At 48.3% G+C, this 16437-nt stretch carries 14 protein-coding genes; 4 read left to right on the forward strand and 10 right to left on the reverse strand.

Features of this window, described 5'->3' with window-relative positions; all coding sequences use genetic code 11:
* Positions 1–169: 169 nt before the first annotated feature.
* The 7 genes from lhgO to LHF31_RS05610 form a co-directional block, all read right to left on the reverse strand.
* Entirely contained in the window at positions 170–1381 is a 1212-nt protein-coding gene (gene lhgO / locus LHF31_RS05580; protein ID WP_298010165.1) for an L-2-hydroxyglutarate oxidase, read from the reverse strand.
* A gap of 77 nt (positions 1382–1458) precedes the next feature.
* Positions 1459–2844 (reverse strand): iron-containing alcohol dehydrogenase, encoded by a 1386-nt coding sequence (locus LHF31_RS05585; protein WP_298010162.1) that lies wholly within the window; start codon positions 2842–2844, stop codon positions 1459–1461.
* Between the two features lie 93 nt (positions 2845–2937).
* Complete coding sequence (locus LHF31_RS05590) at positions 2938–4188, reverse strand: MFS transporter (protein WP_298010159.1); 1251 nt, start codon at positions 4186–4188, stop codon at positions 2938–2940.
* A gap of 384 nt (positions 4189–4572) precedes the next feature.
* Positions 4573–5577, reverse strand: coding sequence for an SDR family oxidoreductase (locus LHF31_RS05595; protein WP_298010156.1), 1005 nt, complete (start codon positions 5575–5577; stop codon positions 4573–4575).
* Entirely contained in the window at positions 5574–6182 is a 609-nt protein-coding gene (locus LHF31_RS05600; RefSeq protein ID WP_298010153.1) for a TetR/AcrR family transcriptional regulator, read from the reverse strand. Before LHF31_RS05600 ends, LHF31_RS05595 begins: the two co-directional genes overlap by 4 nt.
* A gap of 45 nt (positions 6183–6227) precedes the next feature.
* Positions 6228–6815 (reverse strand): TIGR00730 family Rossman fold protein, encoded by a 588-nt coding sequence (locus tag LHF31_RS05605; protein ID WP_303773794.1) that lies wholly within the window; start codon positions 6813–6815, stop codon positions 6228–6230.
* Positions 6812–7774 carry an SDR family oxidoreductase gene (locus LHF31_RS05610; RefSeq protein WP_298003190.1) on the reverse strand — a complete coding sequence of 321 codons (963 nt, stop codon included), beginning with the start codon at positions 7772–7774 and terminating at the stop codon, positions 6812–6814. Before LHF31_RS05610 ends, LHF31_RS05605 begins: the two co-directional genes overlap by 4 nt.
* 283 nt (positions 7775–8057) lie before the next feature.
* Between LHF31_RS05610 and LHF31_RS05615 the strand changes: the two genes are divergently transcribed.
* The 4 genes from LHF31_RS05615 to LHF31_RS05630 all read left to right on the forward strand — a co-directional run bounded on the left by LHF31_RS05615 (position 8058) and on the right by LHF31_RS05630 (position 13436).
* Positions 8058–10673 carry an alpha-L-rhamnosidase gene (locus LHF31_RS05615; RefSeq protein WP_298003193.1) on the forward strand — a complete coding sequence of 872 codons (2616 nt, stop codon included), beginning with the start codon at positions 8058–8060 and terminating at the stop codon, positions 10671–10673.
* An 86-nt stretch (positions 10674–10759) separates the two neighbouring features.
* Positions 10760–12265, forward strand: coding sequence for a carboxypeptidase M32 (locus LHF31_RS05620; RefSeq protein WP_298003197.1), 1506 nt, complete (start codon positions 10760–10762; stop codon positions 12263–12265).
* Between the two features lie 50 nt (positions 12266–12315).
* A complete protein-coding gene (locus tag LHF31_RS05625; RefSeq protein ID WP_298003200.1) occupies positions 12316–13119 on the forward strand; it encodes a hypothetical protein in 804 nt (267 codons plus the stop codon).
* 11 nt (positions 13120–13130) lie between these two features.
* Positions 13131–13436: a YciI family protein gene (locus LHF31_RS05630; protein WP_298003203.1), complete on the forward strand. Its 306-nt coding sequence runs from the start codon at positions 13131–13133 to the stop codon at positions 13434–13436.
* On the opposite strand, the gene LHF31_RS05635 is transcribed toward LHF31_RS05630, so the two are convergent.
* From LHF31_RS05635 to LHF31_RS05645, 3 genes are read right to left on the reverse strand one after another with little or no spacing between them, the layout of a single operon-like run.
* Complete coding sequence (locus tag LHF31_RS05635; RefSeq protein WP_298003206.1) at positions 13421–14467, reverse strand: [LysW]-lysine hydrolase; 1047 nt, start codon at positions 14465–14467, stop codon at positions 13421–13423. The two genes, LHF31_RS05630 and LHF31_RS05635, sit on opposite strands and share 16 nt — an antisense overlap.
* 1 nt (position 14468) lies before the next feature.
* Positions 14469–15626 carry an aspartate aminotransferase family protein gene (locus tag LHF31_RS05640; RefSeq protein WP_298003209.1) on the reverse strand — a complete coding sequence of 386 codons (1158 nt, stop codon included), beginning with the start codon at positions 15624–15626 and terminating at the stop codon, positions 14469–14471.
* On the reverse strand, positions 15623–16426 hold the full coding sequence (locus LHF31_RS05645; RefSeq protein ID WP_298003212.1) for a [LysW]-aminoadipate kinase: 804 nt from the start codon (positions 16424–16426) through the stop codon (positions 15623–15625). Before LHF31_RS05645 ends, LHF31_RS05640 begins: the two co-directional genes overlap by 4 nt.
* Between the last annotated feature and the right edge of the window lie 11 nt (positions 16427–16437).

Here is a 16437-nt window from a genome sequence, read left to right on the forward strand (position 1 = left end):
TCCCGTCTCAGTTTTCCCACGGAGAGCTGTCTAAAAGAGAAAACAAGCCTTTTTGGACAGCCCCTTTTTTCCGCTGCTCAAAACGGACCTTTTTGACCTCTTTTTCCATGCCAAAGGGGCTGCCTGAGCGTTCTTCCAGACAGCCCCCATGAAGAAATTTGAAGATAGGTTAACCGAGGGAAAAATTCTTTGATGCCATTTCTGCGATGCTTTTTCCAATGCTGATGGAAGCAGTGGCGGCTGGCGAAGGAGCGTTGAGTACGTGAATCATTCGAGGAGCCTCTGCAATGCTGAAATCATCCAGCAACCTGCCAGCGGAATCTAACGCCTGAGCACGCACACCTGCTCCAGAACGCTGGACATCCTGTTCCTGTAATTCAGGCATTAATCGTTGCAGGGCTTTGACAAAAGCCTTTTTACTGAACGAACGATAAAATTCCCCCACAGCCGTTTGCCAGTATTTGAATCCCATAATCCAAAAACCCCGATAGGTGAAAAACTCAGTTAGATCTCTCAATGAGATGTCAGTCATTTTATAGCCTTCCCGCTTGAAGGCAAGAACGGCGTTGGGCCCGGCTTCCACACCTCCTTTGACCATGCGGGTGAAGTGAACGCCAAGGAATGGAAAACGGGGATCCGGGACGGGATAGATGAGATTCTTAACAAGGTGGTGTTTCTCTGGAACCAGTTCGTAATATTCTCCCCGGAAGGGAATAATGCGGACTCCTGGATTGACACCGCACATTCTTGCCACACGATCAGAATACAGGCCTGCACAGTTGATGAGATTTTTGCATACCACCTCTCCTTTGCTGGTAGAGAGAACAAACGCATTTCCGCGGTTTTGGAAAGCCGTCACCCGGGCGCCTGTCCAGATTTCCCCTCCATTTTCCTTTACAATTTTCGCATAGGCATTAGTGACCCCGACGTAGTCCACAATACCGGTTTGAGGGACAAAAATCGCGGCAATTCCTGTGGCGTGTGGTTCGTATTCTTTGATTTCCTCTGCGCGCAGTTTTTTCAAGCCGCTCAGTCCGTTGGCAATTCCCCTTTCAAACAGACTATCCAGACGGGGCAGTTCTTCCGGTTCGGTTGCCACAATCAATTTTCCACAGTTTTCATGGGCTATCTGATGTTGGGCGCAAAACTCATACATGGCAATGCGCCCTTCCACACAGTTTTTGGCTTTTAACGAGCCTGGTTTATAGTAAATCCCGGAGTGGATAACCCCGCTGTTATTACCCGTCTGGTGCGCCGCCAGCCGATTCTCTGCTTCCAGAACGATGATGGAATGGCTTGGGTACTTTTGAGTTAATGCCATAGCCGTGGCTAATCCAACAATTCCTCCCCCGATGATGGCAATATCAAAAGATTTGGACATGAGAGCATCTCCTGTGGAAAAGACTTTTAATGAATTATACTCACGAATGAAAACGAGAGCGATATTTTTACTCTTTATTATCGGGTTTGGGAAAAGACTCGATCCAGTGTTTCTTCAACAAGATCTTCCAGTACTCCCAGTTCCCATGCCAGATCCAGAAGGGTATATCGCGGGCGATAAAAAAGACCTTTTGTCATGGCTTCAACGATTTCTTCTCTGGTACGTTGAACTGCATCCAGAGAAATGGGAAATCCTACATCAACAAAGGTTTGTTTGACTTGCTCAAAAGGTGTCAAATAAGGGTCGAGAATTTCCCACAGGAATTGCCACTGCATTTTTACTCGTTGTACCCGTTGGACAATCTCCTCATCGCTTCGATATTTTTTCTCTAGAATCTGGTTAAACCGTTCGGCGGCATCTCCGTAAAGACGCTGGTTTTCTTCAACGAGTTGACCAAGGCTTTTCCGTTGTTTGAGAATGCGTTCAGGATTAAGCGAGTTTGGATTGATTTGCTTGAAGGCTTCATAGAAAGCAAGCATGATGAGTGTTCCAATTCCAACCTGGATGCCGTGCAAATTTTTGGGAAGCCCCCGATGGTGGGTGAGGAAATCCCAAAAGTGCGAAAGAACATGTTCTGCGCCTGAAGAAGGTGAAGTCTCCCCGTTCAAAACAGTCATTGAGTAGCCGGAGACGAGAATTGCATCTGAGAAAATCTGGAACGCTGACGCTTCCCGTTGGGCAATTCCTGGTGCCACAGCAAAGAGATTTTCCTGGTGTTTCGCGGTGAGATCATAAGGGAGTGGACAAAAATATGTCCCCAGGAAAAAATTTGCCAGCCGCCAATCGGCATTACAGACTGCCCGGGCAGATAAATCACCCCATCCAGCCCAAATCATCTCCAGAGGTGCGTCTCGTTGCACATCTACATCCAGAAAGACGGCTTTGGCAGGTTTCAGCAGGTGGCTGATTTTCACCTCGCCTTCGGTGATGGTGGCTGTGATTGACGTATAAGCGTTCATCGAGGGGGCAGTGCCAGTGAGAGCAAAATCAATTTGTCTTTGGGTGGCAATCCATTTTGTAAGATCGCAGATGACTCCAGAACCCGCCCCAATCAGAAAAGAAGCAGAAATGGGGAGTTGCTTCAAAACCTCCTGAGCCAGTTGAAGACTTGTATCCAGAAGGATTCCCGGCGCTCCAATGCCAATTGGTTTTATGGATAACCCGATATCCTGTAATGGGGCGATCACTTTCTCAAAAATGAGTGGTTCAATGGCACGATCATAAAGCAAAGGAACTGGAGAATCGGAACCGACAATCTTTGGCAATACCTCTGGAGCGCTCTTGTGAATCACATCTGGAGAGGCATTCACAAATTCAAAAGGAATGCTGTGAACCTTACCGCAATACGGGCACTGCAAAGCAGAATTGGAGAGTTCGGAAGGGGTGAGGTTTTTGTATATCATTGGATCTGTATAGATTTTGGTGGACATATTCTGATTATAAAGCCAGAATTCCCCTCATCCCCAAATCAAGCGAGGGGATGAGGGGAAGGTAACTCAGGGGCTTTTCTCCGAAGTCAAACTGATTCCTTGTTTCTCAGCGGCTTGATACAATGGTAAAACCGGAATGTTTAACAACCCAGTCAATAAAATGGCAAACCTTAAGGACTGGTTACCGATTGCGCCAATGCCGGGCCCACCTGCTACCTGCCCGATGGCATTGGCTTGCCCCACCATTGAGACCACGGTTGCTCGAGTCTGTGAAGGAATGTTTTGGACAAGCCAGGCGTTGTACAGGGGACCGCTCAATGCTCCCATGACTCCCCGGGTAAGAATTGCCAGAATTGCCAGGTAGAAATGCCCCGTGAGTGCAAAAACGATAACCATGGCAATGGAAATTCCATGAAAGAAAACCAGGTATCGAGCCGATTGCCGTGAGGATTGGGATATGTTGGCTAATTTCTCCTTAAACAATCCCGTTACGGTGAAGGAGGCGATAGATCCCATGATATTCAAGATGCCAAACCATACCACTGGCTGTAATGCCCCTAACGAAGGAAACCGAAAATTTTTCAGCAGGTGTGCACTGGAAAGTCGGTCATACCCTTCGCTGGCGGCTCCAATGAAAAATTCAACCAGCAGGAGAGATAGAAGGAGTGGAGATCTTCGAACCACATGTGCGCCTTCTTGAAAGGTCTGGAACAAAGCATGGAATGGAGTATATGCATGATGGGATTCTCGATGCGCCACAAAGCGAGTTTCGGGCATGGCGAAAAGGAGAAATATAGCCATCAGCAGGTAAATTGCGCCGCCGACCAGAATGGGAAGATTCAATGCCACACTGGCAATGGCTACACTGATTCCAGAGCCAGCGATTCCAAGAATACGGTTGATTTGACCGCTTTCGATGTTTATCCTTCCCACATTTTCTTCACCAATTTCGTCAGCGAGCCATGCTTCTGTAGCGCCGCTGGTGAACGTGTATCCAAGTCCCCAAAGGACTTGCCCTATGAATACAGCCCAAATTTTAGGAATGAATCCCACCAGTAGAAATCCGCCTGCCATGATGAACCAGCCAGTTACGATGGATATCTTCCGGCTGAAAGTATCAGCAATGACGCCGGTTGGAATTTCAAACAGTAAAATTGAGCCTTCCAGCACTGTCCCAACGAGTACCAGTTGCAAAGGATTTAATCCAATTGTCTGAACAAAGTAGACCATATTGACTGTGAACATGATGGTGTCAGCCAGCGTGTTCCCACCACTCAAAATCAGATAGACAAGGTTGGTTGAGAATTTTTTCCTCATGAAATACCTCCGCTCAGAACCCAGAGCCGTTCCGGATAAATGTGCTGAGTAAGGATGGACCATCCGTTTTTCAAATCAACAAACATAAAACACTCCACTTCAGAACAAAAACATCCCCAGAGGGATTCCGGGAGAGCAAATGATCCAGCCCGAAAAAGCGGAGGCAAGGTTATTCAATTTGTTTCAGCGGGGAAATGCTTGATCAGTCTTGGGCGCCAGCGCTTCTTCCAGGGCAGGGATTAAATAAATGGGTAGAAGAGAAAGAAGTTGTCATGGCGCACCTCAAAGAATTTAATGTGAACGGCATGATAAGTGCTACATATTAAAAAGTCAAGGAATTCCGAAGAACTCCTTGATGAAAGACAAATAGCCCCTGTAAAAAAGTTAAATACGAACGGATTTTTGCGTCTTTCGGAATTGCTCCAGCCACCACGCGATGGTGTCTCGCAGGGTCTCCGATAATTTTCGTGGTGCATATCCTAATTCCTGCCTGGCTCGCTGAATGCTGATTTGCGAGTTGCTCCAAAGGGTTTCGATAGAGTAACGGGTAAATTTGGGGCGGGTGTGCGTCAACTTATAGTAAACCTCTGCCAGAGAGGCAAACCAGACAGCAAGTGTTCCCGGAAATTCAACCACTGGCGAAAATAGTCCGCGAATTTCTTTTACAAGTTCACGGAGTTGAGCAACGGAAATCTGTTCTCCGCCAAGGATATATGTATGTCCTTTAACACCCAGGTCTCTTGCCAGAATATGACCTTTTGCAACGTCCCGAACATCCACAAAATCGAAACCCCCGTTCACGATCCAGTCCAGTCTGGATGACATCCAGTTGAGAATCATTTCTCCTAATTCGGAGCGTCGGTAATCATAAGGCCCAATCACGCCCGTTGGACAGACAATGACTGCGTCCAACCCTTCTTTTTGTACGGCTTCCAGTACCAGAATTGAAGCCTCTGCTTTGGTACGATCGTAGGCTCCAGCGGGGTTCTGTGGATCAAAGGGTAAATCTTCCTGAATCATCACTCCATGGGGTGGACGGGTAAGCGCATGAATAGAACTGGTATATATAAGTCGCCTTACCCCCGCCTGTAAAACGGCTTGAATCACATTCCTTGTGCCTTCTACGTTGACCTTGCGGAGAATGGGCTCATGTTCCTCCAGTAAAGATACCAGCGCCGCAAGGTGAAAGACGGTATCCACCCCCTGGCAGGCGTCAATCAAAGAGGGAAGATCCAGGATATTCCCTTTTACTATTTCTACGGGCAAACCTTCCAGTGAACGTAAATCCTCTCCGGGTAATACCAGGGCTCTTACGGGTTCGCCTCTCGCAACCAGTTCTCTGACCAGAACATTACCTAAATGTCCGGTTGCGCCTGTGACGAGATTCATTGTCCACCTCCTTTTTGAAGGGCATCGAAAAGCCATTCAATGCTTTTGCCGGTTACTTTGCTCCAGTCTTCGCCTTGAGGGTCAAAAAAGGCTTGTAAGAGCATTCCGAGTGCCAGAGCAAGGATTGTTCGCGCAATTGTACGGGGATCGACACCTTCTTTGAGTGACAGTGAGCCTTGCGACTCGCTGTCCTGAATGAGTTGCGTGAATCGTTCTAAGTAACGATAATACGGCGCAACGGCGGCTTGCCAGATTTCAGGCTGCCGGGTGGCTTGTATCCAGAATTCCAGGAAAATTCGTGCACGGGTATTTGATCCTTCAAATATGGCTTCGGTGGATCTGGCGAGTACAATCAGCCCCTCTGGAATGTTTGTATGACTACTGAGGGTCTGTTGTAATTGTTCATCCAGTTGTTTTAGCCATTCCTCCAGGAGAGCAAGAAAAACCGATTGTTTGGAGGGAAAATGATGGTAAAAAGCCCCTTTGCTCACTCCTGAGGCTGCACAAAGGTCTGCAACCCCGGTAGCATCGTACCCTTTCTGAGCAAATAAGACTTCAGCCGCTTGCAGAATTTTTTGACGAGTTTCTTCACTTCTCTGTTGCATAGATTAAAAAGATACCGACCGGTTTGTTTATTTTATTATATCATATTAACGTTCAACCCATCGATTCAAATTCTCGGGAATTTTGAACCGGGTCAGTTTTTTCATCAGTTGTTCAGGATTTTCATCCTCGACAAATAATTGCACATGCTCGGGATAAATAAAACCTTCCTGTAACGCATGAGAGATCCACTGGAGAAGGGGAATATAATATCCACCGGTATTTAACAAACCAATAGGTTTCTGGTGTAACCCGATTTGTGCCCACGTCAATGTTTCAAAAAATTCCTCCATTGTTCCATACCCTCCGGGCAGACTGATGAATGCATCTGCAAGCCGGCTCATTTGGGCTTTGCGGGTGTGCATGTCTTCTGTGACGATGAGTTGAGACAAGCCGTCGTGAATCAACTGGGGTTTGTTCAAATGATGGGGTACCACGCCAATCACTTTACCCCCGGCACTTAAAGCACCATTTGCCACTGCCCCCATCACGCCGGTTTTGCCTCCTCCGTAGACCAGGGTCATTCCGTTCTGGGCAATGACTTGCCCGGTTTGATAAGCGGCTTCAATATACTTTGGGGGAATATGATCAGCCGATCCGCTATAAACACAGATGGTTTGAATCGAATTTTTCATGAGTCAGGTTTCCTTTTGAAGATGAAACTTGCCAACTGGAAAAGAGCCAGAACCACCATGCCCGTAGATACGATTCTCCAGGCACGGTCTGCTTTTTTACTGTTGAGGAGGAACCTCCGAACAGGAGTTACCGGGGTTGGGGGGGCTTTTCTCCAACTGAACATTTTGTTCAACAAAAACTGAAAGATTTTTTCTGGAAGGTACTTTCTTCCTGCATCCAGAAACTTCGCATCCAACCCAACCAGTACACGCAATGGTGGATTTGGATGCTGAACAGTTTTGAGGATTGCCAGAGCCACCTGGCGAGGATCCCTGCCATGGTCGATGGCATAGGTTTGAAGCGTATGGGTGAATGTTCGCCTTGGCTCATACTCGGGCAGAGGATGAGGTGGGCTCTGGATAGATTGACTTAATGCAGTCTTACAATACCCTGGCTCAATTAAGGTTACAGAAATATGGAAAGGAGCCAATTCTTTAGCAAGCGTTTCAATATATCCTTCCAGTGCATGCTTGCTGGATGTGTAAGCCGAAAAGAAGGGCGGTGCGCCCACTTTTCCAGCAATAGAAGAAAGAACAATAATTTTTCCCTTATCTTGTTGTCGCATGAGAGGAAGCACGGCGCGAATCAGATGGACTGTACCGAAAAAATTGGTTTGGAACACCTGCCAGAGGGCTTCGGAGGTTAATTCTTCTCCAGCCGCTACAGGTCCCATGGTTCCTGCGTTGCATACCAGAACATCTACCCTGCCAATGTCTCTTTTCAGATAACGAACGCAGGCATCAATGGATTCCTGGGAAGTGATGTCCAGAGGCACAACAGGAAAAGGGAGATGTTGATATTTCTCTGGTGTACGGCTGGAACCAATGATCTGGAATCCTTTTTTCTTAAATAACAGCGCGGTTTCTAAACCAATTCCGGAGGATACACCTGTGATGAAAACGATAGGTTCAGTCATCATGCCCCGATATTATCACAGGATAAGCGAGAGGAAAGAGGATAGTCAAATTGCAGTGTCATTAAATCATACGGAAAATTATCAGCCAGAAGTATCGTTATCTGGCAATCCAGACCTTAAAAGTCACTGAAAAAAACAGGTGCCTTAACATTCGTCAGTCCTTTTTTATCCTATACTATGCTTAATTCGAAAAATCAAATTCCCGATGCTCTATGTTAAGAGGCTGATCATGCGCCCTTATGAATTGACTTGTGAAGGCCAGGTAAATCCTTTAGGGATAGATGAATTGTCACCCCGGTTCGCCTGGAAAATTCCTTTGCTCAGGCGGGGGATTCGACAGACGGCGTACCAGATTGTGGCGGAATCAGAAGGAAAAATTTTATGGGATAGCGGTAAAGTGGACTCTCCCCAGTCGATTGAAGTGGAGTATTGTGGTTTACCTCTGAAAACTCGCCAGAAAGTTTACTGGCGGGTACGATTCTGGGACGAATCTGGGAAAGTGAGTGATTACTCCGAGACAGCCTGGTTTCAAATGGGCTTGCTGAATCCTTCAGATTGGCGGGGCAAATGGATTGAAACCGGAATTATCGGCGGCGCCAGGGTGACAGCACCGGCACCTTACCTTCGCAAACCCTTTCAAGTGAAAAAGCCGGTTGCCTCTGCTGAACTGTATATCACCGCACTGGGTTTATATCTTGCCTCGATAAATGGTCGTTCGATTGGCGACGAAGTATTTGCGCCTGGATGGACTGACTACCATTGTCGAGTTCAGTATCAGGTTTATGATGTAACATCCCATCTTCAGTTTGGAGAAAATGTTCTGGGCGTAGTTTTGGGGGATGGCTGGTATTGCGGGCATATTGCCAATATGGACCGACAGCAGTATGGAGACCGTCCACGCCTGTTAGCACAGTTGATGATCCAGTACATGGATGGCTCTTTCGAGATCGTCCCGACGGATGAGACCTGGAGATACACTTCGGGTCCCATTTTAGAAAGTGATTTAATCATGGGAGAGAGTTACGATGCTCGCCTTGAAATGTCGGGATGGGATACGCCGGGGTGGAACGATACCGGTTGGTTTCCTGTGCATACAGTACAGTTGTCTTCTCTGAATCTGGTTGCCCGGAAAAATCCCCCGGTGAGAAGGCAGGAAGTGCTTCGCCCCGTTCAGGAACCTGTAGAATTACGCGAATGGAACCGGTCCCGGTGGATTTTTGACCTGGGGCAGAATATGGTGGGGGTTATCCGGTTGAGAGTAAAAGGAGAACGGGGACGGACCATCCGTATTCGATATAGCGAGGTGTTGAATCCAGATGGAAGTCTGTACACACAGTCTCTGCGGTCAGCGCGTGCCACCGATTATTATACTTTAAAGGGAGGAGAGGAAGAAATTTTTGAACCCCACTTTACCTTTCATGGTTTTCGTTATGTAGAACTGACAGGTTTTCCTGGTGTTCCCACTCGGGAAAATATTGAGGGGGTTGTTTTGCATTCAGATACCCCCATCAGTGGTACGTTCATCTGTTCTGATCCATTTCTGAATCAATTACAACACAATATTGAGTGGAGTCAGAAAGGAAATTTCATTGAAGTCCCAACAGACTGTCCTCAAAGAGACGAACGTCTGGGGTGGACAGGGGATGCTCAGGTATTTATTCGCACGGCAACGTTTAATCGCAATGTATCTCGTTTCTTTGAAAAATGGATGCAGGATTTTGCTGATGCCCAGTCTTCCAGTGGTGCCATTCCTCCCGTGGTTCCTAAAGTGTTTGCCTTTGGACAACTGGAAGATGGCGGTCCTGCATGGGCAGATGCCGTATTGATTTGTCCCTGGACCATTTATCAGGTGTATGGCAACAGGAGAATTCTGGAAAGGTATTATCCTGTTTTTCAAAAATTTATTGAATATTTGAAGAACACCAGTGTTGGATGGATTCGCTCCCATCCTGACTGGGTAGATCAGGGGAATTTCCCCGGTTTTGGAGACTGGCTGGCGCAAGATGGTTCGGGTAAAGTGGATGGGGGTACGCCAAAAGATTTGATTGCCACGGCTTTTTTTGCGCACTCCGCCCGGTTGATGGCAAAGATTGCCCGTTGTTTGGGTAAATCAAAGGATGAACAGGTTTACCACACTATGTTTGAAAAAATCCGTGAGGCTTTCAACCGTAGATTTGTTACGGAAGATGGTTTGATAGTTGGAAGAACACAAACGGCATACGTTCTTGCCTTATCCTTTGATTTGCTCTCTGAAACACTTCAAGAAAAGGCTCTGGAAGAACTCCTTCGCGATATCCGTCAACGCGACTGGCATCTTTCCACAGGGTTTGTGGGAACTCCATATCTTCTCTGGACACTTACAAAATTTGGGAAAGCAAAAGAAGCCTGGAAACTCTTAACGCAGAGAACCATGCCATCCTGGCTGTACCCCGTCCTGCACGGCGCAACGACCATTTGGGAGCGTTGGGATGGTTGGACTGAAGAAAAAGGTTTTCAGGACCCTGAAATGAATTCCTTCAACCATTACGCTTACGGATCCGTGGGAGCATGGATGGTTTCGATGATTGGTGGGCTGGATTTCGACCCTGAATATCCGGGTTACCGACACATTCTAATGAAGCCACTACCAGACATAGAACTGGACTTCGCTTCTGTGGATTATCAGACTCCTTACGGGAAAGTCGTCTCCCGGTGGCAAAAAGATGACCGACACTGCTGGAAATGGCAGGTAACCATTCCCCCCAGTACATGTGCAACGGCCTGGCTTCCCGAGGCTGTGGGTAAAGAAGTGCTTGAATCGGGAGTGCCTTTGCCGGCTGTGGAGATGATTGAGTGGCTGGGTGAGGAAGGAGATGCGGTCAAAATCAGGATCCCAGCGGGGAATTATGAATTTTGCTGGTAAGATAATAGGGGTACTCGACAGGATAAGAGATGAATTTGTTTCCTTTTCACGTCATGTTAGATTTATTCAACAAGGAGCAATAAGAAATGGAAGAAAAACTGCAAGAACTGAAACGGCGGCTGTCTGAAATTCATGACCTGGAAATGGCAAATGCTGTACTGGGGTGGGATCAATTGACCTACATGCCTCCCGGAGGATCTGAGGCTCGCGGTCGGCAAATGGCAACCCTTGCCCGTCTGGCGCAGGAGAAAATGACCGATCCAGGTTTGGGAAGATTGCTTGAAGATTTATTGCCTTATGCTGATTCGCTCCCACAGGATGATGACGATGCTGCTCTTATCCGTGTGGCCAAAAGAGATTTTGACCGGTTGACGAAAATTCCTCCAGAATTGATTGCCAGAGTCTATGAACATCAATCCCGTTGCTACATGGCTTGGACGGAAGCCCGTCCCACCAATAATTTTGAAAAAGTGCGCCCCCTTCTGGAACAGACTCTGGAATACAGCCGCGAAGTGGCGAACTGTTTTCCTGGATATGAGCATATTGCGGATCCGTTGATTGACTGGGCAGATTATGGCATGAAAGCCAAAACCCTGCAGGTGCTTTTTCAACAACTTCGACACGAACTGGTGCCTCTGGTGCAGGCAATAACCTCATATCCACCTGCGGATGATTCCTGTCTGCATCAATTTTTCCCGGAAAAAGATCAAATTGCTTTTGGAGAGCAAGTGATTCGGGCTCTGGGATATGACTTTCACCGGGGCAGGCAGGATAAAAGCCCGCATCCCTTTACCACCCGTTTTGGATATGGCGATGTTCGCATTACCACGCGGGTCAAAGAGAATGATTTTGGAGATGCCTTTTTCAGCACGGTTCATGAAGCCGGACATGCCATGTATGAACAGGGATGCAATCCTGCTTATGAGGGAACGCCGCTCTTTGGGGGAACCTCTGCCGGGGTTCATGAAAGCCAATCCCGTCTCTGGGAAAACATTGTTGCCAGGAGCAGGGAGTTCTGGGAATATTACTATCCGCAACTCCAGCAAGTGTTCCCGAGCCAGTTTGGCAATGTCTCTCTGGATACCTTCTACCGTGCGATCAATAAAGTCCAGCCTTCATTGATTCGCACAGATGCAGATGAGGTTACCTACAATCTCCATGTGATGATTCGTTTTGATCTTGAGTTGCAGATGCTGGAAGGTTCGCTGGAGGTCAAACATTTACCTGAAGCCTGGAATGAGCGATATCGCTCGGATCTGGGTGTGGTACCGCCAGATGATCGGGATGGCTGTCTTCAGGATGTACACTGGTACGGCGGGTTCATCGGGGGACAATTCCAGGGATATACTTTAGGGAATATCCTCAGCGCACTGTTTTATCACAAGGCAGTTCAGGAAGTTCCTTCTATCCCGGAAGATATTCGCCAGGGAAGATTTTCCGATTTGCATGCGTGGATGAAAGATCGGATTTATCAGTACGGTAGAAAGTACACGGCTCCGGAGTTGATTCGACGGGTCACCGGGCAGGACCTGGAAATTCAGCCCTATCTTGCTTACCTTAAAGGGAAATATAGCGAATTGTATTCTCTGTAGGGATTACCCGGAACAGATCGAAAGTGAAACAGTTAATGGTTTACAGGGTTGTGGCAAGAGTTCATTTGCTGGTACTGGTGATCGTCTTTGCGATTGCTCTATCAGGGTGTGGCGTGCCGGAAACGCTTAGCCCAACCGGCACGCCTACCGTTCAATCCTCGAAGACGCCAACCCACACGTTTACCCTGCCCCCTTCTCAGACACTATCTCCCTCGCCTTCATCCACCTCTACCGTTACCTTTACTCCTTCGCCTTCATTCACAGCAACCATCACAGATACTCCTACAATCACCCCAACACCAACGTTCGATTTCCCGGATGTCACAGTGAAAATGCAAGCCCATTGCCGTTATGGACCTGCTAAAGCCTTTCTGCATGCCGCTGACCTCTATCCCGGTGATCACGGCACGGTGCGCGGGCGTTATGCTTACAGTGCCTGGTTGTATGTGAAATTTGACAAATTGAAATATTTCTGCTGGGTTGCTCCTTCTGTTGTGGATGTGGAAGGGGATATTAACAAAGTGTATTTGACTGAACCCAAATTGCCAGGTCCAAGCGTGTTGTATGGCGCTCCCGAAAACGTGCGCGTTCAGCGTGAGGGCGATCGCGTGGTGGTGACCTGGGATCGTGTATCCATGACGGAAGACGATGATCGCGGTTATATGCTGGATGTGTTTGTTTGCCAGAATCAGAGGCTAATCTGGTATCCGGTTTCACTTCCCAACCAGTATGAGACCCGTGCAACCTTCATAGACGAACCCGGTTGTTCAACCCCTTCCGGAGGGGTGCTTTACACTGTGGAAAAACACGGATATTCCGTGCCGACAAAAATTCCATGGATTCCTGCGCCTTAAAAGGATTTTTGATGATGAAACATTTTCTGGTTGAAATTACGTATACTGTACCGTTTGAAACCCTCCAACCGGTTGTTTCAGAGCATCGCGCTTTTCTGCAAACCGGATACGATAAGGGCTGGTTGTTGCTCTCTGGCCCAATGAATCCCAAAACAGGGGGGCTGGTGGTAGCGCGCGCTCCCTCGAAGGAAGATCTTCAGGGCTTTTTTGCCGGAGATCCTTATGCGCTGCGTGGTTACGCCGAATATCGCTTTGTAGAGTTCGACCCGGTTAAGTATCAGCCGTTTCTGGCGGACTGGATTCACGGGGATATTTGAGTCAGAATATCGAGTACCTTGGTTAACACTTGGATACTTTGGCGGTACTCCGTCAGAGAAATATGTTCGCCAGGTGTATGATCCAGACTGGAGTCGCCGGGTCCGTATGCTACACATGGACATCTCCAGACCGGTGCCACCAGATTGAGGTCTGCCGTTCCGGTTTTCAATGAAAAGGCGGGAGTACCTTCCTCTGCGCGAATAGCCTGTAAAAAGGCTCGCACCAGAGCAGAGTTTTTCTCTCCCCGGTAGGCAGGTATGCTGTCTGAAAAGTCAATCGTTCCCTCCCCTCTGAGCCATTCAATTTCCTGTTTCAGGTTTTCGGGGGAAATGGCGGGGGGAAGACGTACGTTTATTTCCAGTTCGGCTGTCTCAGCAAATCCGTCCCGGGTTGAATGCATGGCTTGAAGACTGGGCGTCACCTGATCAAACACTCGTGAAGCGGATTCATTCCATTCATTTGTTTTTCTTACAAGAGAATTCCAGAACTGTACGGCAGATTCACAGGCTGTTTGCTTCCCGGAAGCCGTGTGGTACATGGGTTTTTCAATGCGGTACCGAATCCACGCGCTCCCTTTATAACCCAGCGTAATATGATCCCACCCGCTGGGCTCACCAATGATGGCAAAACGGGGATGATACTCATTCAATACCCCTTTGGCACCGCGAGAGTCGCTTTCTTCTGCCAGTGCTCCCACGACGATGATTCTCCATCCCGGGCGCGCCCCGACTCGAGAGGCGGCTGTGGTGAAACACGCCAGAGGACCTTTCGCATCAACTGCTCCTCTTCCGTAAAGTAAATCCCCTTCAATATGAACCGGAATTTCTCCAGGAACAGTGTCAATATGACCTAAGAGTACAATTTCGTTTGGGCCATCACCAAGAATGCCGACAGCATTACCGGTTGCGTCCACAAACGATTGAAAACCGGCCTCATCCATTTTCTGAACAAGGTATGTCACTGCCTGGTTTTCCTGCCCGGTGGGGCTGTAATGTCTCAGTAATCCTACCAGTAAATCCGTTTCGTCCATGTTAATCCTTTTGAAGCACGTGTTTAACCTTTTCGACCACGATTTCGAGGTCATGCTGGTCAATCACAAGGGGCGGGAGAAAGCGCATTACGGTGAGCCCAGCAGGTAAAGCCAGCACGCCTTCTTCCAGAAGCGCTTGCAGGTAGGGCGTCACTTTTTGTTTGAGTTCGATTCCCACCATTAACCCCAGTCCTCTTACTTCCCGAATGAGGGGCGATTCAATCTGCTGTAAGGCGTGGAGAAATTTATCTCCAAGTTCCTGTGCTTTTTGCGGCAGATGGTTTGCCAGCAGGTAATCTATGGAAGCAAACGCGGCAGCACAGGCAAGTGGATTTCCTCCAAAGGTTGAGCCGTGCACCTGTGGAGGAAGTTCCTGTATCGCATCTCCGATTAAAACGGCTCCCATGGGAATACCTCCAGCAATTGACTTGGCAAGGCAGACCAGATCCGGGTGGATGGGATGATGTTGAAAAGCAAACATTTTTCCGGTTCTTCCAAAGCCCGTTTGCACTTCATCTACGATGAATAAAGCGCCGTGTTCCCGGCAAAGCTGTTCTGCTTTCATCAAAAATTCCGCGCTGGCGGGGATGACCCCGCCCTCGCCCTGCACAATTTCGACAATAAAAGCGGCTGTTTCCTCATGAATAGCATCATCCAGTGCCTCGGGACGGTTAAATGGGATGTGCCGAAATCCTGGCACCAGTGGTTCAAAGGGTTCGCGATATTTCTTCTCCCATGTTGCCGAAAGCGCTCCCATAGTCCGTCCGTGAAATCCCCGCATACAGGCAACAACTTGAGATCTTCCCGTGGTAATGCGGGCAAATTTCAGAGCCGCTTCAACGGATTCTGTCCCTGAATTGCAGAGAAACACCCGCGGAAAACCAGATATTTCGCATAGACGTTGTTCCAGCAAAGCCCGTCGGTCGTTATAAAACATTTCTGGGCAGGAAATCAGGGTTTGGGCTTGCGCGGCGATTGCCGCCGCAACGGCAGGATTGGCGTGTCCGATGTTGGCTGCGCCCTGTCCACCAACACAGTCAATGTATTCTTTGCCATTGGCATCCCAGAGGTGAGCGCCTTTTCCGCGCACAATGGCGACAGGACGCTTGGTGTACAAGCCAGATGTATGCTGGTTTTCCAGATCAATGATATTCATCATAGGATGACCGTTCCCTTTCCAGCAAGCGCATCCAGTAAAGGGTGCTCCGTGCGCCCATCAGCGAAGATGACTTGAGGTACCCCCAGTTGGATTGCCTCACTGGCGCCCAGAACTTTTTTCTTCATTCTGCCCTCGGCAAATGACAGGGCTTGTTCCAGTTCTGTGTAATGAAGCCTTGGAATGACAGTGCTTTCGTCCGGAAAGTGTCTCATCAATCCCGGTACGTTTGTCAGGATGATGAGTTGTTCGGCATGCATTGCACCTGCTACCATTGCCGCAGCACGGTCAGCATCTACATTAACTGCTTCGCCTTGCTGAGAAAGCGCCAGTGGAGCAATTACGGGGGTGAGACCGTTTTCGAGCAAAACACGCAGCAGGTCTGCGTTCACTGCCTCGATTTTTCCTGTGTAGTCATCTCGCAGAATCATTTTGTGCCCGTTCTCCACAATGCGGATGGCTTCTTTTCGATGCGCCAGCATCAGGCGTCCATCAATCCCTGAAAGTCCAAAGGCGTTAATACCCCGCTTTTGCATCCGTTCAACAATAAGGGTGTTGATTTTTCCCGCAGTAACCATGGCAAAGATTTCCAGTGTGGCGCGGTTGGTGTAGCGACTGGTAAAGCCGTTTTCGCTGGTTACAAAACGGGGAGGGTGGCCAAGTTGGGTTGAAATTTCGTTCACCTCGGTGGATCCACCGTGAACTAAGATTAACTGTATCCCCTGTTGAATGAGCGTAACAGCATCCGCACAGATGGTATCCAGATTCACACCTTGAGAACCGCCAATTTTGACTACAATCATCTTCGCACCTC

The organism is Anaerolinea thermophila (assembly GCF_020723905.1).
In the GTDB taxonomy this organism is placed as follows: Bacteria; Chloroflexota; Anaerolineae; order Anaerolineales; family Anaerolineaceae; genus Anaerolinea; species Anaerolinea thermophila_A.